Origin of the sequence: Halomonas sp. C22, assembly GCF_007655045.1 — a bacterium.
Lineage (GTDB): Bacteria > Pseudomonadota > Gammaproteobacteria > Pseudomonadales > Halomonadaceae > Vreelandella > Vreelandella hamiltonii.
On the sequence record NZ_VBVC01000003.1, the window covers coordinates 402,540 to 423,628 of the forward strand.

General features: G+C 63.8%; 16 protein-coding genes. 5 read left to right on the plus strand and 11 right to left on the minus strand.

The window, feature by feature from the left end; genetic code table 11:
* Positions 1 to 93 precede the first annotated feature (93 nt).
* Positions 94 to 990, plus strand: a complete 897-nt coding sequence (locus FEU76_RS08530; RefSeq protein ID WP_144982153.1) for a CYTH domain-containing protein — start codon at positions 94 to 96, stop codon at positions 988 to 990.
* Between the two features lie 38 nt (positions 991 to 1,028).
* Positions 1,029 to 1,919: an ion transporter gene (locus FEU76_RS08535; protein WP_144982156.1), complete on the plus strand. Its 891-nt coding sequence runs from the start codon at positions 1,029 to 1,031 to the stop codon at positions 1,917 to 1,919.
* Between the two features lie 71 nt (positions 1,920 to 1,990).
* Here the strand turns inward: FEU76_RS08535 and FEU76_RS08540 are convergent, their stop codons facing one another.
* The gene (locus tag FEU76_RS08540) at positions 1,991 to 2,611 is read right to left on the minus strand and encodes an L-threonylcarbamoyladenylate synthase (RefSeq protein WP_016914813.1); all 621 of its coding nucleotides are present in this window, start codon (positions 2,609 to 2,611) and stop codon (positions 1,991 to 1,993) included.
* Positions 2,612 to 2,692: 81 nt separating this feature from the next.
* Positions 2,693 to 3,631, minus strand: a complete 939-nt coding sequence (locus tag FEU76_RS08545; protein WP_039183517.1) for a PHP domain-containing protein — start codon at positions 3,629 to 3,631, stop codon at positions 2,693 to 2,695.
* 145 nt (positions 3,632 to 3,776) lie between these two features.
* Here FEU76_RS08545 and FEU76_RS08550 point away from each other — a divergent pair, with 145 nt between their 5' ends.
* Positions 3,777 to 4,076 carry a YciI family protein gene (locus tag FEU76_RS08550; RefSeq protein ID WP_016914815.1) on the plus strand — a complete coding sequence of 100 codons (300 nt, stop codon included), beginning with the start codon at positions 3,777 to 3,779 and terminating at the stop codon, positions 4,074 to 4,076.
* A 207-nt stretch (positions 4,077 to 4,283) separates the two neighbouring features.
* The gene (mnmC, locus tag FEU76_RS08555) at positions 4,284 to 6,254 is read left to right on the plus strand and encodes a bifunctional tRNA (5-methylaminomethyl-2-thiouridine)(34)-methyltransferase MnmD/FAD-dependent 5-carboxymethylaminomethyl-2-thiouridine(34) oxidoreductase MnmC (RefSeq protein ID WP_260851390.1); all 1,971 of its coding nucleotides are present in this window, start codon (positions 4,284 to 4,286) and stop codon (positions 6,252 to 6,254) included.
* Here mnmC and FEU76_RS08560 read toward each other — a convergent pair.
* From FEU76_RS08560 to FEU76_RS08580, 4 genes are all read right to left on the minus strand, one after another.
* Positions 6,248 to 6,520 (minus strand): YheU family protein, encoded by a 273-nt coding sequence (locus FEU76_RS08560; protein ID WP_016914817.1) that lies wholly within the window; start codon positions 6,518 to 6,520, stop codon positions 6,248 to 6,250. The genes mnmC and FEU76_RS08560 overlap by 7 nt on opposite strands.
* Entirely contained in the window at positions 6,517 to 8,553 is a 2,037-nt protein-coding gene (ligA, locus tag FEU76_RS08565) for an NAD-dependent DNA ligase LigA (protein ID WP_144982159.1), read from the minus strand. The genes FEU76_RS08560 and ligA overlap by 4 nt, the downstream gene beginning before the upstream one ends.
* A gap of 139 nt (positions 8,554 to 8,692) precedes the next feature.
* The gene (gene zipA, locus FEU76_RS08570; protein ID WP_186299118.1) at positions 8,693 to 10,918 is read right to left on the minus strand and encodes a cell division protein ZipA; all 2,226 of its coding nucleotides are present in this window, start codon (positions 10,916 to 10,918) and stop codon (positions 8,693 to 8,695) included.
* A 212-nt stretch (positions 10,919 to 11,130) separates the two neighbouring features.
* On the minus strand, positions 11,131 to 12,039 hold the full coding sequence (locus FEU76_RS08580) for a LysR family transcriptional regulator (RefSeq protein ID WP_144982162.1): 909 nt from the start codon (positions 12,037 to 12,039) through the stop codon (positions 11,131 to 11,133).
* A 102-nt stretch (positions 12,040 to 12,141) separates the two neighbouring features.
* Here FEU76_RS08580 and FEU76_RS08585 point away from each other — a divergent pair, with 102 nt between their 5' ends.
* Complete coding sequence (locus FEU76_RS08585) at positions 12,142 to 13,311, plus strand: mandelate racemase/muconate lactonizing enzyme family protein (protein ID WP_144982165.1); 1,170 nt, start codon at positions 12,142 to 12,144, stop codon at positions 13,309 to 13,311.
* Here the strand turns inward: FEU76_RS08585 and smc are convergent.
* The 5 genes from smc to FEU76_RS08610 are packed head-to-tail and all read right to left on the minus strand — an operon-like array spanning position 13,308 to position 21,056.
* The gene (smc, locus tag FEU76_RS08590; protein ID WP_144982168.1) at positions 13,308 to 16,805 is read right to left on the minus strand and encodes a chromosome segregation protein SMC; all 3,498 of its coding nucleotides are present in this window, start codon (positions 16,803 to 16,805) and stop codon (positions 13,308 to 13,310) included. The genes FEU76_RS08585 and smc overlap by 4 nt on opposite strands.
* A 33-nt stretch (positions 16,806 to 16,838) precedes the next feature.
* Entirely contained in the window at positions 16,839 to 18,086 is a 1,248-nt protein-coding gene (gene ccmI, locus FEU76_RS08595; protein ID WP_039180022.1) for a c-type cytochrome biogenesis protein CcmI, read from the minus strand.
* Positions 18,083 to 18,553 carry a cytochrome c-type biogenesis protein gene (locus FEU76_RS08600; RefSeq protein ID WP_144982171.1) on the minus strand — a complete coding sequence of 157 codons (471 nt, stop codon included), beginning with the start codon at positions 18,551 to 18,553 and terminating at the stop codon, positions 18,083 to 18,085. Before FEU76_RS08600 ends, ccmI begins: the two co-directional genes overlap by 4 nt.
* Positions 18,544 to 19,071 (minus strand): DsbE family thiol:disulfide interchange protein, encoded by a 528-nt coding sequence (locus FEU76_RS08605; RefSeq protein WP_144982174.1) that lies wholly within the window; start codon positions 19,069 to 19,071, stop codon positions 18,544 to 18,546. Before FEU76_RS08605 ends, FEU76_RS08600 begins: the two co-directional genes overlap by 10 nt.
* The gene (locus FEU76_RS08610; protein ID WP_186299124.1) at positions 19,068 to 21,056 is read right to left on the minus strand and encodes a heme lyase CcmF/NrfE family subunit; all 1,989 of its coding nucleotides are present in this window, start codon (positions 21,054 to 21,056) and stop codon (positions 19,068 to 19,070) included. Before FEU76_RS08610 ends, FEU76_RS08605 begins: the two co-directional genes overlap by 4 nt.
* Between the last annotated feature and the right edge of the window lie 33 nt (positions 21,057 to 21,089).

The window sequence follows — 21,089 nt, forward strand, 5'->3', positions numbered from 1 at the left end:
GGGCGACAGTATAAAGAGTGCGCTCGGCTGCGTCATAAAAAGTTCATTCAACCGTCATCAATAAGCAACATAGACCACTTGGCAGGAAGCGTCATGACCCAACACCCTCATCCGGCAGCCCCTCAGGAAGTCGAACTGAAGCTGGCCCTGGGGCCCGGCGCGCTCGACGCGCTGCTGGCCCATCCGCTCTTGGCAGAGCCGCCCCAGCAGCAGGCCTTGACCAACACCTATTTCGATACTCCCCAGGGCCATCTGGCCGCTGGCCGGGTCGCCGTTCGGCTGCGCCGACTGGGCCAGCGCGTGCTGCAAACGGTCAAGACCGCAGGCCAGGGCGGCGGCGGGTTATCGCGTCGTGAAGAGTGGGAGTGGCCGCTGGACGAGCACGCCCTCGACCAGGTCGGGCTGGCCAAGCTGCCGCCGTTTCAAGGGCCGTTGGCCGAACAGATAGCGGCGCTGCAACCCACGCTGAGCACCGATTTCCACCGCCGTACCTGGCAGCTGGCATGGCAAGGCAGCGCCATCGAGCTGGTGGTGGACGAAGGGGAAATCGTGGCGGGCAGCGCCCGCGCCCCTATTGGCGAGGTCGAACTGGAGCTGAAAGAGGGCAGCGCCGATGCGCTATGGGGGTTGGCCCTGGCACTGGCAGAGCGGGTGGCACTGCGCCCTTCCGACAGCAGCAAGGCCGCCCGAGGCAATGCTCTGGGCCAGCAGCAGTGGACGCTGCCCGAGGCCAGCACCCCCAGCGCATGGCTGCACCGTGCCACCGTGGCGCTGGATGCCTTCCATGACAGTGGCCACCCCGAGCACCTGGCGGCGGCCCAACAGGCGCTGAGTGAACTGGCCCAGCACCCATCGCTGGATGACGCCGCACGGCGCGAGGCCCTCACGCTGACGGCCGAGCTGGGCTCCACCGGCCAGCCCACGGCGGCGTATGGCGTTGCAGCGTTGACGCTGGCCCGTCGCCTTGGTCAGCAAACCGCGCTACGCTGAAACGCATCCCCCTTGGCCGCTTATTTCAGGACGAAACCATGAGCTTTGACCTCAGCCCCGGTGCCGAAGGATTGCGCACGCGGTTATTCCACGTGATTTTCGAGTCGGATACCCCGGGGGCCAAAGCGTTCGATATCGCCTTGATCATCGCCATCCTGCTGAGCGTGGCGGTGATTCTGCTGGGCAGCGTAGAGCAGTACGCCCAGCGCTACGACTCGCTGTTTTTCTACATGGAGTGGATGTTCACGCTGCTGTTCAGCCTTGAGCTGCTGGTGCGCCTTTACTGCCTGGAGCGGCCCACCGTCTACCTCAAGAGCTTTTACGGGGTGGTCGATGTGATTGCGATCATCCCCACCTGGCTGGTACTGCTGTTGCCCGGCGCCCATGCGCTGGTGATCGTGCGGATTCTGCGCGTGCTGCGCATTTTCCGCATCCTGCGCCTGATGGAGTTCGTCGGCGAAGCACGGCTGCTGCTGGATGCCCTGAAGCGCAGCCTGCGCCAGATTTTGCTGTTCTTTTTCAGCATTCTGATGCTGGTGACCCTGTTTGCCGCGCTGATGTACACCATCGAGTCCGATGAGGCAGGTTTCACCAGCATCCCGATCTCCATTTACTGGGCCATCGTCAGCATGACCACGGTGGGCTACGGCGACATCGTGCCCGCCACCCCGCTGGGCAAGTCCATCACCGTCATCCTGATGCTGATTGGTTACTCGATCATTGCCGTGCCCACCGGGGTATTCTCGGCCCAGGTGATCCGTTCCATCCGCGAAGACCGCTACTCGGAAGAAGCCTGCCCCGGCTGCGGCCACGACCGCCACGAAAAGCGCGCCCGCTACTGCCTACGCTGTGGCACCTGGCTGGACGAAGAGAGCGAAGACCCGCGCAAGCCCAAGGAAGAACCGCCCGAGGAAGCCCCCCAACAATGACGCCAGCGCCGGGAGGCGCTGGCGTCATGGCCAGCTGGAAAAAGGGCTTGTGAAAGAGAACGAGTGAAACGCTACTGGAAAGGCGTGGTGTCGCCGCGCCCTTCCCGCACGATGGTCGGCGGCAGTTCGCGCAGGTCGATGACGCTGGTCGGGTCCAGGTGGCAAGCGCCGCCGTCGATGATCAGATCCAGATGCGCCCCAAAGCGCTCGCGGATCTCTTCCGGGTCGCTCATGGGCAGCGTTTCCCCCACCGGAATCAGCGTCACGCTCATCAGCGGCTCACCCAGCGCTTCAAGCAAGGCGTGGGTAATCCGGTGGTCCGGCACGCGTACGCCTATCGAGCGGCGCTTGGGGTGCAGCAGCAGGCGCGGCACTTCCGTGGTGGCATCCAGAATGTAGGTGTAAGGCCCCGGCGTGTGGGCTTTCAGCAGCCGGAACACGGCGTTGTCTACCTTGGCGTAGGTACCGATCTCGGAAAGGTCCGAACACATCAGGGTAAAGTTGTGCTTGTCGTCCAGCGAGCGCAGCCATTTGATCTTCTCGATGGCCTTCTTTTCGCCCAGGTGGCAGCCCAGCGCATAGCCGGAATCCGTGGGGTACGCCACCACGCCCCCTTTGCGAATGATCTCGGTGGCCTGATCGATCAGCCGTTTTTGCGGGTTCTCGGGGTGAATCTGGAAATATTGGCTCATCGCTTGCTCCTGCCGTTCGGCGGTCCGTTCGTTGCACATTCGTTGGCGCGATACCTACAGCTTAGCCGATACGGCGCGTGATCACCCAGCCGCCAGCATGCCCGGCGCGGCATTGCGCATGTGCGCCAGCCGAGGGTGTTCCCAGATGGGCGGCGCGGCGGTACGTGGCACCACGCTCATGCTGCCGGGGGCGGCGTGGCTGCCGGGAAAGTGAAAATCGCTGCCCAGCGAGGCGTACAGCGAGCGCTCCACCAGCTGACGCGCCAGGTCGCGAGTGCTGTCCGGGTTTTGCTGGCCGCTGACCAGCTCGACCGCCTCGCCCCCTGCGGCGGTGAAAGCATCCAGCAACAGGCCGCGCTTGCGCCGGGTCAGCCCGTAGCGCAGCGGGTGGGCCAGCACCGCGACGCCGCCGGACGCCACCACCCAGCCCACGGCATCGGCAATCTCGGGCCAGTGGGCTTTCACATCGCCCTTCTTGCCGCTGCCCAGGTAGCGCTTGAAGGCTCCGGCCCAGTCGGCCACCACGCCTTCCGCCACCAAGGCACGGGCAAAATCCGGGCGCCCCAACGGGCGGTCGCTGCCGGCCTGGGCGCGGGCCTTGGCCAACGCATCGGGCAGGCCCATTTTCTCCAGCCGCTCGGCAATCACTTCAGCCCGCTGGATACGCGCCTGGCGCTGCTGCTCCAGGCCCTCCACCAGCGCTCCCTGCAGGCCGCCCGGCATCAACGCCACCACGTGAATATTGATGCCCTGCCAGCGCGTGGATAACTCGCAGCCGGGCACCAGACACAGGCCCGCCTGCTCGGCGGCCAGGCTGGCTTCTGCCGTGCCATCCATGGTGTCGTGGTCGGTGAGGGCAATGTGCGTCATGCCTCGGGCGGCACACAGCGCCACCAGCTCGTCAGGCGGCAGCGACCCATCCGAGGCGGTAGAGTGCATGTGCAAATCGACCGGGTAGCGCTGATCGGCATCGAACACACGGGGCAGTGCAGGGGGAAAAGCTTCAGGAAGTCGTGGCATTAGCATGACGCCGTGTGGCGAGTTTGTCAGAATAGGCGTGTGGTACAACAACAGCTCGCCATGGTGCGCGTTAACCAGCACGCGGTCAATGCCGGGAGCGATTGCAAGGCTTCCCCAACCGCACTGCCTTCAAGGAGTTATCCCCATGCTGTATGCAATTATCAGTGAAGATGTGGCCAATAGCCTGGAGCGCCGACTGGCCGCCCGCCCGGACCATCTGGCACGGCTGGAAGCGCTGCGTGACGAAGGCCGTCTGGTATTGGCTGGCCCCCACCCGGCCATCGACACCGACAACCCCGGCGAAGCGGGCTTTAGCGGCAGCCTTGTAGTGGCCGAATTCGACAGCCTGGAAGCGGCCAAGGCCTGGGCGGACGCCGACCCTTACATCATTGCCGGGGTCTATGCCAAGGTAATTGTTAAGCCGTTCAAGAAAGTTTTGCCTTGACCCACAAGGGCGACTGTGGAGGGTCCGCCTGCTTTTTCACAGAGCCTGTGGAAAACTCTGTGAAAACACGGCGGACGCTTTTCTATAAGCCAGAGATAGCGCCCTGCTGAACAAATTGATCATTTTTTGACCACCTTCGTTCACCCTTCGACCACCACGGATATTCGCGTGACCCAGCGCCCCACTGACCTGCCCCCGCTGGCGGCCATGACCGCCCCGACGCTCTCCTGGAACGACGATGCCCCGCACTCAGATGCCTTCGGTGACGTCTATTTTTCCCGGGAGGACGGTCGCGCGGAAACCGAACACGTCTTTCTGGCGGCCAACCACCTGCCCCAGCGGTTTGCCGAGTGGCAGGCACCCCGAGCATTCGTGATTGGAGAAACCGGCTTTGGCACCGGGCTGAACATGCTGTGTGCCTGGGCCTGCTTCGAACGCCACGCCCCGCCAGGGGCACGGCTGCACCTGCTCTCTACCGAAAAATTCCCGTTAGGCCACACTGCCCTGGCGCGTGCCCTGAGCGCCTGGCCATCGTTGGCCAGTTATTCACAGGCGCTCTGCGCCCTGTGGCCCGATCCCGTCAGCGGCGTTCACCGTTTGCACCTGAGCGAACGCGTCACCCTGGACCTGCACTTTGGCGACACCACCGAACGGCTGGAAGCCTTGCAAGGCCAGGTGGATGCCTGGTTCCTGGATGGCTTTGCCCCTTCCAAAAACCCGGAGATGTGGCAGCCCGAGCTGTTTGCTGCCATGGCGGCCCGTTCGCGGCCCGGAGCCACCTTTGCCACCTTCACCTGCGCGGGAATCGTCAAGCGCGGCCTGAAAGCCGCAGGCTTCGCATGGCAGAAGGTGCCTGGCTTCGGTCGCAAGCGGGAAATGCTGGCCGGCAGTATTGCCACACCGCCTGTGGACAACCGTCGCCAGCGGACGCCGTGGTTTACGCCACCGCCCACCCTTCGCTCACAGCACATCGTGGTGATTGGCGCAGGCATGGCCGGGAGCAGCGTGGCGGCCGCCCTGGCACGGCGCGGCCGCCAGGTAACGGTGCTGGAGCGTGAGCAGCCCGGCGCGGGCGGGTCGGGTAATCGGCAGGGGGCGCTGTACGTGAAGCTTGCGGTGGAGACCAACCTGCAGAGCCGCTTCTACCTGGCGGGGCTGCTCTACAGCCAGCGCTGGCTGGGCCAACTCGCGGCCGCGGGGCCACAGCAGCCGCCCCTCTGGCAGCCCTGCGGCGTGGTGCAGCTGGCCTTGAGCGAGAAAGAGGCCAGCCGCCAGCAGCGCTTCATGGCCCACCACCCGCTGCCGGAAACGCTGGTCGCGGCCAGCGAGGCCCCCGACGCGCTGGCCGGGGTGCCCACGGCAGCGGCACAGGGCCTTTTTTACCCACAGGCGGGATGGGTACAGCCCAAACGGCTCTGCGAGCAACTGCTGCAACACCCCGGCATCACCCTGCGCCACGGGGAGGCCACGGCGCTGCACGCCACGCCAGCGGGCTGGCAGATCACCCTGGCCAACGGCGACACCCTGGCCGCCGACCAGGTGGTGATTGCCACGGCGTCATTGGCCAACCGTTTCGCCCAGACGGCGGAGCTGCCGCTGCAGCAGGTGCGTGGCCAGGTGAGCGAGCTACCGCTGCCGGAGGGCACGGCGGCTCCTCAGCGCGTGGTGTGTGCGGGGGGCTATGTGTCGCCGCCGCTGGAGGGCGTGCTCACCTTCGGCGCCAGCTTCGTGCCCAACGATGCCACCACCCACACCGCCGACGCAGACCATCAGCGCAATATCGACGAGCTGCGCCAGGCCTTGCCCGACTGGGTCGCGGCGCTGGAGGCCGCCACGGGCCCGCTGACACCCAGCGCCTTGACGGGCCGAGCCGCCGTGCGCGCCGCCAGCCCCGACAAGACACCCTATGCCGGGCCAGTGCCCGACGCGGCCGCGTGGCGCACGGCCTACGCGGCGCTGGCCAAGGATGCCTCGAAGGTGCCAGAGACCCCAGGCCAACACCATGGCGGGCTGTGGATCTCCACTGCCCATGGCTCTCGTGGGCTGGCCAGCGCGCCGCTGTGCGCCGAAGTGCTGGCTTCCAGCCTGTGCGATGAGCCGCTCCCCCTGGAGCAGCCGCTGGTGGACCACCTGCACCCGGGAAGGCGCCTGATCAGTGCGCTGATCCGCGCTCAGTAATCGCCCTCTTCCTCGTCATCGGCCAGCTCTCGCCCAAAGGCACGCCATTGGGCGAGCGTCATCACTTCGGTCATTTCCAGCTCCAGGTCATGGGCGATGATCAGCTCGTGACGCTCCAGCTGCCGCTTGACCTCGGCGACCCAGCCGCGCATGCCTTCGCCGGTATCAGTGGTATCGTAGCCCTGGCGGGTCACGAACGCCTCCAGCAGCGCATCCAGCGTCTCGGGCGGCAGCATGCGGGCGGGTACTTCTATGAAACGGCTCATTCGCTCTGCTCCCACGCGCTCAAACGCTCGATAAAGGTGGCTTCGTCGATCACTTCGACGCCTAGTTCCTCGGCTTTGGTGAGCTTGCTGCCCGCAGCCTCACCGGCCACCAGGCAGGTGGTCTTTTTGGACACGCTGCCCGCCACTTTGGCCCCCAGCGCCTGCAAACGTGCCTTGCCTTCGTCACGGGTCATGCTCTCCATGGCGCCGGTCAGCACCCAGGACTGGCCTTCCAGCGGCGTGGGCCCCTGGGCCACCTCGGTTTCCTGCCAGACGACCCCCGCCGCAATCAGCGCGTCCAGGGTGTCGAGGTTGTGCGGCTGCCGGAAAAAGGTATGGATGTGTTTCGCCACGATGGGCCCCACGTCGTTGACCGCTTCCAGCGCAGGCGTGTCGGCCTCCTGAAGGGCTTGCAGCGTGCCAAAGTGGTTGGCCACGTTGGCAGCAGTGGCTTCGCCCACTTCACGAATGCCCAGTGCGTAAATGAACCGTGGCAGCGTGGTCTGCTTGGCTTTTTCCAGCGCATTGACCAGGTTGGTGGCGGACTTTTCACCCATGCGCGGCAGGCTTTTGAGCTGCTCGACGGTCAGGTGGAACAGCTCGGCGGGGGTCTTGACCCAGTCCTGCTCGACCAGTTGCTCGATCAGTTTCTCCCCCAGGCCGTCGATGTCCATGGCCTTGCGGCTGGCAAAGTGCTTGAGCGCTTCCTTGCGCTGGGCCGCGCAGTAGAGGCCGCCGGAACAGCGGGCCACCGCCTCGCCTTCCAGGCGCTCGACCTCGGAGCCGCACACCGGGCACTGGTCAGGGAATACAATGGCGCGGGCTTCGGCAGGGCGCTTCTCGACATCGACACGTACCACCTGAGGAATCACGTCCCCCGCCCGCCGAATGGCCACGGTGTCGCCAATCATGACGCCCAGCCGCTCGATCTCGTCGGCATTGTGCAGCGTGGCGTTGGACACCGTCACCCCAGCCACCGTAACCGGCTCTAGCCGTGCCACCGGGGTAATCGCGCCGGTACGGCCTACCTGAAACTCCACGTCGTTGAGCAGCGTGACCTCTTCCTGGGCAGGGAACTTGAAGGCCACCGCCCAGCGTGGCGCGCGGGCCACGAAGCCCAGCTCCCGCTGGTGGCGCAGGTCGTTGACCTTGATCACCACGCCGTCGATGTCGTAGCCCAGCTGATCACGCTTTTCGCCCAGCCGTTCACAGTAGTCGGCCACGGCGTCTGGCCCCTGCAACACGCTCAGCTCGGCGCTGGTTTTGAACCCCAGTTGGGAGAGCCTGGCCATCAAGGCGCTATGGGTGGTATCGCCCATCTCGGGCTCCAACCGCGCCGCCTGATAGGCGTGGAACTCCAGCGGTCGCGTTGCAGTAATGCGCGGGTCGAGTTGGCGCAGGCTGCCTGCTGCCGCGTTACGCGGGTTGGCAAACACCTTGCTGCCCTCGTCTCGGGCACGCTGGTTCAGCGCTTCGAACCCGGCGTGGCGCATGATGACCTCGCCACGCACCTCCACCAGCTCGGGCAACGTGCCTCCCATCAGCTTGAGCGGCACCGAGCGCAAGGTACGCAGGTTGGAGGTAATGCCCTCGCCCGTACGCCCATCGCCACGCGTTGCACCGCTGACCAGCACGCCCTGTTCGTACACCAGCGAGACCGCTGCGCCATCCAGCTTGGGTTCGCAGCTGAATTCGATCTCCTCGGGCTGGCACTCCAGACGTTCGGCCACCCGCTGGGCGAAGGCGATGATGTCTTCACGGCTGAAGGCGTTGTCCAGCGACAGCATGGGAATGGCATGGGCCACTTCCGGAAAGCCTTCCGCCGGGGCCGCGCCCACTCGCTGGGTGGGCGAGTCTGGCGATATCAGGTCAGGGTGTTCTGCCTCGATCTGCTGCAAACGTTGCAGCTTGCGGTCGTAGTCGGCATCGGTCAGCGTGGGCTCGTCCAGCACGTAGTAGCGATAATTGGCGTCATCCAGATCAGCGCGCAATTGGCCAATCTCTTCTAGCAGGGCGGGGTCTAGCGAACTCATGCGGGCATTCCGAAACAGATGAAAAAGGGGTCAGTGCGACATGAAAATGGACAGTATTAAAAACGGACAGCAATCGAAACGGCAATAACAAAAACACCCGCCTTCGGGTAGAAGGCGGGTGTGGGCATGACAGAAACGTTTAGCGTGCCTGCAACTGGCGATGCAGTCGATGGCGACGCTCGAACTCGCGCACCCGCTGGCGGGCAAACTCGATGGTTTGCGCCGTCATGACGCTGCGGTTCTCGTCTTTCAATTCACCGCCCATGTGACGCACCACCACCATGGCGGTTTCCACCATGGCCTCGAAGGCAGCGGCGCTATCCAGCGCACCGGGCAGCGGCATCAGGAAGGTGATGCCCGGGGTGACGAACTCGTCCATCTCTTCGATGGGGAAAGTGCCGGGCTTCAGCACGTTCACCATGGAGAACTGCAGCTCGCTCTCGGCGCTTTCGGTTTCGAACCGGTGGAAGACACCCATGGTACGGCTGTAACGCAGGCCACACGCCATCATCAGTTCAAGAAGCTTGCTGCCGTCGAACCCTTCCGGGTCGCGAGACAGCACGCTGATGACGATCATCTCTTCGGCATCGGCCAGGGTTTCTCGTGCGTGTTCGCCGTTGACGTCGTGGCGCAGCGCTTTCTCCAGCGTCGGATGAGCGCGTACCACGCTTTCGCGTGCCTCATAGGCAGGCTCTTCATAGGCACCATCGAATTCTGCGTAGGCATCATCGTAGTCGGCAGCATCGGTGCGACCTGCATCATAAGCCGCATAGCGGTCATCATGATGGGAAGCAGCATCGTCATAGGCACCGCGGGCAGCGGCGGGGGCTGCGTAGCGGTCGGCGTCATCGTAGCTGTCCAGCGCCGGGGCCTTGCCACGCGAGGTGCGTTTGGCAGCAGCGTCCGTCGCCGCCAGCTCGCGAGCCTGGGCTTTTTCCTGAGCAATGCGCGCTTTTTCTGCTTCTGCCGCTTCCTTGGCCACGCGGCGCTGCTCGGCCTCCAGGGCTTTGCGCTCGGCTTTCTGCTTGGCCAGCGCTTCGGCACGCTTGGCTTTTTCGGCTTTCTTGATCGCTTTCTGTTTGCGGCGTTCGATGATACGGCGCTTGAAGGAGCGGCCAATACCTTCGAAGTCGACCAAGCGGTAGCGGTCTACCTCGTCGTCATCCAGCTCGTCCACGTCGCCTGCGATATCCGAACGCAGCTGCCGACGCCTGGGCGTCTCGGAGGACTTGGCAAAGACGGCATCTTCCGGCTCGGCGCGCAGCACCGGCTCGGCATCGGGTTCCGGCTCTACGGCGCTCAGCGGCGTGCTTTCCGGCGTGTCCGTGGCGGACAGAACAGGCTCGACGCTCTCAGCGACAGCGGCCGCCGTGGCTTTGTGGTCGTCTTCGGCAGCCGCTGCGGTGGATACGGGCTCAACCGCTGGCTCGGACACCGTGGGAGCAGCCGTTTCTGGAGAAGGCTGCTGCTGGATGGCTGACTCGACGGAAACCGGAGCAGCAGACGCCACGGCGATGGTTTCAGGAGCCACAGCTTCTGGGGCACCAGTTTCTTCTGACACCAGAGATTCTGGAGTCTTGGCTTCTGAGACGGTGCTTTCTGAAGCAATGGCTTTTGAAGCGATGGCTTCTGGAGCAGTGGCTTCTGGAGCAGTGGCTTCTGGAGCAGTGTCTTCTGGAGCAGTGGCTTCTGAAACAGTTGAAACAGTGGTTTCTGGAGCAGTAGCTTCTGAAACAGGGGATTCTGGAACAGTGGCTTCTGGAGCTACAGCTTCATGCTGAGACGTCGGCTCACCCGCAAACAGGCTGGGCTCACGGCGGGGCTCGCTATAGGCGGCTTCTCGGGAAGCAGCGGACGCTGCCTCGGGCATGGCACTGTGTGCAACAGGAGTTGAGACGGGCGACGGAGACATCGACGGTTCGGCACGCGATGGAGCCGCCTTCGGGGGCTCGCTGCGCTTGGCGGTCTCACCGTTCGCTGCTGCCGCTTGGGCCACGGCAGGTTTGGAAGACTTCGAAGTAAACGACTTTGCGTTTGCGGTCACGGATTGAGCAAACGAGCGGCGGAAGTCAGAAAGGACTTTGGAAGGCCCGGGGTGGTCCTGACGCTTCAACTTGGGCTTTTGGCCCAGACCACTGTAATCGGCGGGTTTGACGACCCGAGCACCGCCATTGGGCAGTTCCCAGTTGATTTCCGCTTCCTTGGCCTCGTCACTCAACTCTTCCGGCTTGACGGCGGGCAGATCCTTGCCAGCCTGATCCAGCTGCGGGACACGCCGTTGACGCTGAAGCCTTCGCGCACCATCAACGACGATGAGCGACACCAGAGCCAGTCCTAGAATGATTAACCACTCTCTTAATTCCATGTCGAGCATTCCATGGGTCAACTAACCGGTTACCAGATGCAGCGCGTGCGCGGCACCCAAATATGGGGGACCTTCTTATCAAGATACGTTTAGTGCCAAGCATAGCGCGATTATTACAAAAAGGGCCACTTTTTGCAGGCATTTGCACTTTTAAACTTGCATATACGCTTTTTAGGCCAATCTAAAGACCTTATCAAGCCCATAAAGTGCCGCTATCGAGTGGTCACTTTCTGACCTCTCTGAGTAGCCACCAGCGTTTGCCAAAACGCGCTGGCGAAGGGGCTGGCCAACTGGCGCGGCCGTGTCAGCTGTATGGCCACCGGCACGTCCCACTCCGGGGGCAGCGCGCGCACCAGGCGCCCTTCCGCAACTTCTTGTTCGGAAAGACTTTCAGGCAGCCAGGCCAACCCCTTGTTCTCGATGGCCATGGACATCAGCACGGCGGCCAGATGGCTGCTGAAATGGGCCTGGGAGGAGAGTGTGGCTGGCTGCCGCTGACCCAGACGATGGCGCAAGATGCGCCCTAGCCCCGAGGCGTCAGTGTACGCTAAATAAGGAAAAAAAGAGGAAGCCGCGCCAAGCCCCAGCTCGCGCCCCACCAGAGGAATCAATCGATCCTGACCGACGGTGAGACTCTCGAAGTGTTCCGCTTCCAGAGGCGAGTCGACGGCGGGGTCTCGATGGCTCAATAAAAACTGTGCCGTTCCGCGCAGTAAGAGCTGCTCGCAGTTGGCCATGGTATCGGAGTGAAGTTGTACGGCATGCAGCGCGGCACTTTGCTCTTGTTGGCGTATCCAGCGCGGAAAGAAAGTAAACGAGAGTGAATGAGTGGCCGCAAACTGGAGCGCCGCCGTCGCGCGCTGGGCAACTTCCTGAGCTTCACTGCGTAAACGATAGAGTCGCCCTGCGGCATCGATGACACTGGCCTGAATATGCTGGCCCGCCTCGGTCAACGTGGTGCCTTGGGGCGTGCGCACGAAAAGGGCCACCCCCATCCACTGCTCCAGCGCTCTGATTCGACGGCTGAACGCGGGTTGCGTCACATGGCGCGCCTGGGCGGCACGGATGAAACTGCCGTGTTCGGCCAAGGCATTGAAGTCTTCCAACCAGTTCAGTTCCATCGCGGGCAATGCCATTTCAGCATGGGGTAGCTGACTAATAGCATTAGTCAGCCGCCACTGTCACCCCCTATGGTGATGCGACCACTGTTTGAGGAGCCTGCCATGCGTATTCTGGAAATTCGTGAGAAAACCGTCTCTATCGCCTCCCCCATCGCCAATGCGTACATCGACTTTTCCAAGATGACCTGTTCGGTGGTGGCGGTCGTCACCGACGTCATCCGTGACGGTAAGCCTGTGATTGGCTACGGATTCAACTCCAACGGACGCTATGGCCAGGGTGCTCTGATGCGCGACCGTTTCCTGGATCGCATCAAGGAGGCCGACCCGAACAGCCTGATCGACCATGCGAACGACAACCTGGACCCGTTCGCGATCTGGAAAACCTTGATGACCAACGAGAAGCCAGGCGGCCACGGCGAGCGTTCCGTGGCGGTAGGCACGATCGACATGGCCATCTGGGATGCCGTCGCGAAAATCGAGGGCAAGCCGCTGTATCGCCTGCTGGCCGACCGGTATCGCGGCGGGCAGGCCGACGACAAGGTGTGGGTCTATGCGGCAGGAGGCTATTACTACCCCGGCAAAGACCATTCCAAGCTGCAAGACGAGATGCGTAGCTACCTGGACCGCGGTTACGAGGTAGTGAAGATGAAAATTGGCGCGGCCTCTCTGGATGAAGACCTGCGCCGTATTGAGGCCGTGCTGGAGGTGGTGGGCGATGGCAGCCGCTTGGCGGTCGATGCCAACGGGCGGTTCGACCAGCCAACGGCCATTGCCTACGCCGAGGCAATGAAGCCTTACCGCCTGTTCTGGTACGAAGAGGCCGGAGACCCGCTGGATTACGCGCTGCAGGCGGAACTGGCCAACCATTACAGCCTGCCCATGGCCACCGGCGAAAACCTGTTCTCTCATCAGGATGCGCGCAACCTGCTCCGTCATGGCGGCATGCGCCCAGACCGAGATTTCGTGCAGTTCGACTGCGCGCTTTCTTATGGCCTGGTGGAGTACATGCGCACGCTGCAAGTCATGGATGAGCTTGGCTGGTCCTCACGCCGCGTGGTGCCTCACGGTGGCCACCAAATGTCGCTGAATATCGCGGCGGGGCTGCACCTGGGAGGCAACGAGTCCTACCCGGATGTTTTCCAGCCCTTCGGTGGCTTTGCCGACGGCATTCGCGTCGAGAATGGCTACGTGGGGTTACCGGACATTCCCGGCGCGGGCTTCGAAGCGAAATCGGCGCTGTACGCGGTGATGCGGGAGCTGGGCGAAGGCTAATCCACCAGCGCGGCGGCTTCGTCGATGCCCACCGACACCAGCCGCGAGACGCCGGGCTCCTGCATGGTCACCCCCATCAGGCGCTCGGCGGCTTCCATGGCAATCTTGTTGTGGGTGATGTAGATGAATTGGACGTTCTCCGACATCTCCTTGACCAGCTTGGCGTAGCGCCCCACGTTGGCATCGTCCAGCGGCGCGTCTACCTCGTCGAGCATACAGAACGGCGCGGGGTTGAGCTGGAAGATGGCAAACACCAGCGACAGCGCCGTGAGCGCTTTTTCGCCACCGGACAGCAGGTGAATGGTGCTGTTCTTCTTGCCCGGTGGGCGTGCCATGATCGCCACACCGGTTTCCAGCAGGTCGTCTCCTGTCAGGGTCAGCCAGGCAGCCCCGCCACCGAACACGCGGGGGAACAGGGTTTGCAGCCCGGTATTGACCTGTTCGAAGGTTTCCTTGAAGCGCACCCGGGTTTCCTGGTCGATGCGCTTGATGGCGCGCTCCAGAGTCTCCAGCGCTTCGCTGAGCTCTGCATGCTGGGCTTCCAGGTAGTTGCGCCGCTCCGCCTGCTGGTCATACTCTTCGATGGCCGCCAGGTTGATGGCGCCCAGGCGACGAATCTTCTCGGAGGTATCCTCCAGCCGCTCCTGCCAGGTGGGTTCGCTGGCGTCCTGGGGCAGCGTCTCGGCCAGTTCATCGGCATTGTGCCCCAGTTCCGCCAGCTGCTCGTCCTGGGTGGCCGCCTTGAGCGCCAGCGCTTGCACATCCATGCGCCGCTGCTGTAGCTGTTCGCGGCTCTGCTCCAGATTGCGCTCGTGCTGTTGGCGGGCCAGCTCGTCATTGCGCAGCTGCTCGGCCAGGGCCTGGGCCTGCTGGCGCGTCGCGTTCAGGCGGCGCTCCTGCTGCTCGCGCTGATGCAGCAGCTCTTCCAACTCTTCGCTGGCGAGTTCATCCGGCTCTACCAGCATTTCCCGCGACTCTTCCAGCTCGGCAATGCGCAGGGTCAGCCGCGCCTCGCTATCGCTGGAGCGGGCCTGCTGGGCTTGAAGGCTGTCACGCTCGGCTTTCAACCTTTCCCGCTCCAGCGCCAGCGCCTGTTGCCGTGCCTTGAGCGGGGCGTGCTGCTGATTGAGCCGCTCACGCTGCTCACGCTGTTGATGGCGCTGCTCGGCGCTGGTTTCTCGGGCTTCGGAGGCGGCTTCCAGCTGCTCCATGGCGGTATGCCAGCGGGCGCGCTGCTCTTCCAAAGTAAGCGTTAACTCCGCCTCATCCTCTTGCAGCTGGGCCAGCTCATCGTCCAGCTCGGCGGCACGGCCTTGCAGATGCTCCAGCCGCTGGGCCAGGCGCTGCTCCTGGATGGCCAGCTGCTGGCGGGCGCTGGCGTGATCACGCTCCTGCTCGGCCTGCTGCTCACGCTGCTCCTCCAGCGCGTCCAGCGCCTCGCTGGCCGCATCGCACTGCGCATCGAGCAGCGCCAGCGCCTCTTCGGCCTGGGCGCGTTGCTCGGCAAGCTCTGTGAAGCGGCGGCGGGTCACCAGCAGGGCATCCACGCCTTCGCCGTTGGCCTGCTGATGCAGCCACCCCCGCCCACGCCAGACGCCATCGCGGCTGACCACGCTTTCACCCTTGGCCAGGCTGGGCAGCAGCGCCTCAATGTCATCCGCGCTGTCGACGAAGTGAATGCTCGCCAACCACTCGCTCAAGGCCCCCGCCCCGGTGACCAGTGCGTGCAGCCGCTGGCCCGTATTGGGCAGCCCGGCGGGCAGCGCCTGGTCGATCAGGCACCAGTCGGTGGCCAGTGCTTCGGGTAGCGCCTGCAGCTGTTGGGTGGCCACCAGCCGCGCGTTGAGCCAGGGGGCCAACAGCCAGGAAATCACTCGTTCCCAGCCCGCCGACACGTCGATGGCCTCGCCCAGCCGCGGCGCCTCGGCCAAGCCATGTGCTGCCAACGCCTCGCCGGATTGAGGGTCGTGGTCCGCCAGGGCGGCATCGATCAATGCTTGCAGCGATGCCAGCTCGCCTTGCTGCTGGCTGAGCGCCTGACGCTGCTGGTCTCGCGCTTGCTGGGCCTGCTGATAAGCCGCCTTGGCATCGCTGAAGCGCTGCTGCCACTGCTCGCGCTGGGTCTGGAACGTGGCGGCGCGCTGGTCGGCCTCGGCCAACCGAGCGTGATGCTCGGCGTGCTCCTGGCGCAAGGCGGCCATGTCGGCCAGCTCGCCGCGCTGTTGGCGGCGGCGCTGGCCTTCGGCCTGGAGGCGGGCAATTCGCTGCTCCAGATCACGCAGCTGATCCTGGCGGCGGTCGGCATCGCGGCTGGCTTCGCGCCAGCGATTCTCGGCATCGCTCCACTGCTGCTCGGCGGCCTCCAGGGCGGGGCTGGCCGAGGCCAGGGTTTCTTCCAGCTCCGTCAGCTGCTCTTCGAGGGCTTCGTATTCGGGCAGTACGTCTTCCAGGCGTTCGTCGATGGCGAACAGTCGCTCGCGGTCACCTTCGCTGACCAGCCGCTGCTCATCCAGGTCGCGGCGGGCCGTGGCGATGTCGCTGGCCAGCTGCGCTTCACGGCTGCGACGGTGGGCCTGGTCCTGTTCCAGCCGGGCGATGCGCGTGGTGGTCTCGAAAAACTGCTGCTGATGACGATCCAGCACGTCGGCCAGCTCGTCATGCTGTTCGCGGGCCTGCTCCAGCCGAGTCTCGCACTGGCGCACGCCGAACACGTCTTTCTCGACGGCAATTTCCAGCTCACGCACCCGGCTTTCCTGATGCGACTGTTCGGCACGCAGGGTACGCCCACGCAGCAGCGCCAGCTCGCCTTTGAGGCGATACTCCTGCTGCTTGAGTTCCTGATAGCGTTTGGCGGCTTCGGCCTGGCGTTTGAGGCGCTCCAGCTGCTTGTCCAGCTCGTCGCGGATGTCGTCCAGGCGCTCCAGGTTCTCCTGGGTGCGGCGCATGCGGTTTTCGGTTTCCCGGCGGCGCTCCTTGTACTTGGAGATACCGGCGGCCTCTTCGAGGGTGGCACGCAGGTCGTCGGGGCGCGCTTCGATGAGCCGCGAAATCATGCCCTGGCCGATGATGGCATACGAACGCGGGCCAAGGCCGGTACCCATGAACAGGTCGGCGATGTCCCGGCGGCGGCACTTCTGGCCGTTGAAGAAGTAGTTGGACTGCCCGTCTCGGGTGACCAGGCGCTTGACGGCAATTTCAGCGTACTGGGCATAGACACCGCCCATGCCGCCGTCGCGGTTGTCGAACTTGAGTTCGATAGAGGCCTGCCCGACGGGCTTGCGCCCCGTCGAGCCGTTGAAGATGACGTCGGCCATGGATTCGCCGCGCAAGGTCTTGGCAGACGACTCGCCCATGACCCAGCGCACGGCGTCGATGATATTGGACTTGCCGCACCCGTTGGGCCCCACGATGGCGGTCATGTTGCCATCGAAGGGTACGGTGACCGGATCGACAAAGGACTTGAACCCGACAAGACGAATGGAGGTTAAGCGCATTGTGATCCTTTCCTGCAGCGAAAGTCGCGGAGGTTACTCAAAAACGCGGTTGATGACCACCTCGGCCGCTTCATCGTCCGTGATCGGGCCTACCGTGACACTCTCCAGGTCACCGAACAGGTCCCCGGGTTGCGGCGTGGCCTGGCCCGAAGGCGACACGCGCACCATCAGGCGCGCTTCACGCACCTGTGAGATCTGGGCATCCGCCGACATCGCCGCCGCATCGTCCAGCACTACCGTCATCGGCAGCTCTGAGACCTGGGCACGAATCACCGCCAGAGGCGGTAGCTCACCGTCCATGTCGCGAGCGGTGATGAACACCGTGGCGTCGTCACTGACGCTGCCTTCCAGCTCGGCGTCCAGCGAGACATTCACCCGAATTCCCTGACTTTGTGCGGCCGCAGCATCGGCATTTTCCGGTACGACACCCATCCGCTCCTGAGCCACACGGATACCGTCGCGCAGGGAGGCCGCCGTTTCCGGATTTTCGATGTTGGCCACGGCCCGGCGCCAGCGGTCGATGGCCGTTTCGTAATCGCCACTATCGAAGGCGTGAATACCCAGCAGGCCGAGCACCGTGGGCTGACGCGGGTCGAGCTCCAGCGTCTCGTCTACCAGCGCCTGCACTTCCGGCGTCAACTGACGCTCGGCCATGAAGAACTGCAGCTGTGCCATTTGCGCCAGCAGGGGCGGGATACGCCCTTCGATAGCCAACAGACGCTCCAGCGCTTCCTCGGCCTTTTCGGGCTGGCCGGTGTCGCGGTAAATGGGAAACAGCGCGCTCCACACGTTGGGGTTGTTGGGCTGGCGCTCGGCTTCGGCTTCCATCCGCTCGGTGAACATGCTCAGCGAGCCTTCAGGGTGCTGACGCACTTCCTGCTGGATGGCGTACAGCGTCAGGTCGCCTTCGGCACCATACTGCTGGTACCAGAACGTGCTGGCACCGACCACGGCCACCATCACCAGCGGCACCATCAAGCGGCCAGCACTGGCAGACTTCAGCGGCCGACGGGCCTCGACGACGGTGTCTTCCAGCAGGCTACGCTCCAGCTCCAGGCGATCTTCCTGATAGCGCGCGTCGTCGATGTCTCCCCGATCACGGGCGGCCTCCAGCGAGGCCAGACGGCGCTGAAAAATCGCCACGTTCTGCTCGGCCGTGGTGTCGTTGGCCTCGAAGGTTTCCAACTGGTCACGCAGCGTGCGAGCGCCGCGCATGGGTGCCACCAGCAGCCACAGCGCAGGTATCAGCAGTAAAGCAATCGCAATCCAGACCGGTGTCATGACGACCTCTCGCGGTTAATCAGGGCATTCAGGCGAGCGCGTTCTTCTGCGCTCAGGGCCTTGGCAGAGGCGTTGCGGCGGGCACGCACCACCATGATGACGACCACCAGGCCAATCACCACCAGAACGATGGGCAACCCCCACAGCAAATAGGTGCGGTTCTCCAAGCGCGGGTTGTAGAGAATGTAATCGCCGAAACGCTGCACCATGTGGTTGATGATTTCGATATCGGCGTTGCCTTCGTTCAGCAGCACGTAGACGCGCTCGCGCATGTCCGCCGAGATGGGCGCATCGGAGTCGTCGATGGCCTGGTTTTCACACAGCGGGCAGCGCATGGAGGCGGTCAGGTCGCGGTAGCGCTTTTCCAGTACCGGATCATCGAACTCGCGCACTTCGATTCCGCCGGCCATGACGCTACCGGCGGTGGCCAGCAGCATGGCCGTCACTATCCAACGAATTATCGCCATTTTTCTACCTCCGGCAGGATACGGTCACGGACATCTTCCGGGGAGACATAGCCCTTGTGGTGATAGCGGATCACGCCCTCGGCATCCACCAGAAAGGTTTCCGGCGCGCCGTACACGCCCAGGTCGAAACCGAGGCTGCCATCCGGGTCAAAGATGTTGATCTCGAAGGGGTCGCCGAATTCGGTCAAAAACTCCAGGCCTTTCTCGCGGGTATCCCGATAGTTGATGCCCACCATGCGGATACCCTGATCCGCCAGTGACAGCAGCTGCGGCATCTCTTGCTTGCAGGCCGGGCACCACTCACCCCAGACGTTGACCAGCGTCACTTCGCCGATGAACAGCGACTGGTCGACCTGGCGTTCGGCGTCACGCAAGGTAGTGGCCTGAAACTCAGGAAACTCCCGCGCCATGAGGGCCGAATCCCGCTGGGAAGGGTCCTGCCCCAACCCTTGATAGAGAAACAGCGCAATGCCCAGAAAACCGATGGGCAGCAGTAACAGTAGCGAACGTCGCGTCATACCGGCGCCTCCTGAGCAGGCTGGGCTCGGCTTGCCTCGGGCTGGCGCACGCTGACTCGGCGGTAGCGCTTGTCGATGACGGCCAGCAGGCCACCGAAGGCCATCAGCAGGCCACCCAGCCATAGCCAGCGCACGAAGGGCTTGTATTGCACGCGCATGGCGTAGCTGCCATCGCCCAAGTCTTCGCCCATGGCCACGTAGAGATCACGGAAGAAACCAGGGCGCAGCGCTACCTGGGTCATGGGCATGCCGGTGGCCAGGTAGAGGCGTTTTTCCGGCCGCATGACGAAGCTGCGTCCTTCTTCACCGCGCTGAACCTGAATGATCGAGGTGTCGGCCAGGAAGTTGGGGCCACGACGATTGGTCAGTTCGGTCATGGTGAACTGGTACCCGGCAACTTCCACCGTCGTCCCCGGCGACATGCGCACGTTACGCTCGATGTTGTAGTTCGACACCACGGCCACGCCCACGATGGTGACCGCCACGCCCAGGTGGCCCAGCACCATGCCCCAATAGGAGAGCGACAGCTTGCGCAGGCCCGCCACGAACGAACTGGCGTGGCGTGTCTTGTCGAACAGGTCGCGCACCATGGGCAGCACGATCCACAGCGCCGAAATGATGCCCAGCGCTACCCACAGGTTCCATTCACGGCCATACACCAGCGGCATGGCGATGCCCAGCGCCAGCGAAGCAGCGCCCGCCAGCCACAGTTTGCGCCACAGCTCCTTGCCGCTCATGCTCTTCCAGCGGGCCAGCGGGCCAAGGCCCATGAAGATACACATCACCACGGTCAGCGGAACGAACAGGGCATTGAAGTAGGGAGGCCCGACGCTGATCTTGCCCAGCCCCAGTGAATCCAGAATCAGCGGATACACGGTGCCCAGCAGTACCGTGACGGTCATGATGACCAGCAGGATATTGTTGATCAGCAGCAAGGAGTCCCGAGAAAGCCAGTTGAAGCCCACCTTGTGGCTGACCCGCGGAGCACGCAGGGCAAATACCAGCAGCGACAGGGTGACCGTGATGGCCAGCAACATCAGGATGAAGAAGCCACGGGACGGGTCGTTGGCAAATGCGTGGACCGAGGTGAGCACGCCCGAACGCACCAGGAACGTACCCAGCAAGGAGAGCGAGAAGGTCGAGATGGCCAGCAGCACGGTCCAGCTCTTGAACGAGCCGCGCTTCTCGGTCACCGCCAGCGAGTGCACCAGCGCCGTGCCCGTCAGCCAGGGCAGCAGCGAAGCGTTCTCCACCGGGTCCCAGAACCACCAGCCGCCCCAGCCAAGCTCGTAATAGGCCCACCAGCTACCCAGCGCGATGCCCACGGTCAGAAACGCCCAGGCAATGTTGGTCCAGGGGCGCGCCCAGCGGGTCCAGGCGGCATCCAGACGCCCCCCCAGCAGCGCCGCAATGGCAAACGCAAACACCACCGAGAAGCCCACGTAGCCCATGTAGAGCATCGGCGGGTGGACGATCAGCCCGAAATCCTGCAGCAGCGGATTCAGGTCAGCGCCGTCGGCGGGCATGTTGGGCAGCAGCCGCTCGAAGGGGTTGGAGGTCATCAGGATGAACAGCAGGAAGCCGACACACACCATGCCCATGACGCTCTGCACCCGGGCCACCATGTCTCGGGGCAACTCCTTGGAGAACACCGAGGCCGCATAGCCCCAGCCTGCCAGCATCAGGCTCCAGAGCAGGACCGAACCTTCATGGTTGCCCCAGACGGCGCTGAACTTGTAGTACCAGGGCAGCAGGGAGTTGGAGTTGTTGGCCACGTTGGCCACGCTGAAATCATCCAGCATGTAGCTGGTGGTCAAGCACAGGTAGGCAATGGCCACGAACAGGAACTGGCCGGTTGCCATGGGGTAGCCATAGGCCATCCAGAGGGGGCGGCGGGTGGCGGCTCCCAGCAGCGGCATCACGGCCTGCACGATCGCCATCAATAGCGCGATGACCAGCGCAAAGTGGCCAATTTCAGGAATCATTTTAATCAGCATGAGCGCTCCGCATTGGCATTA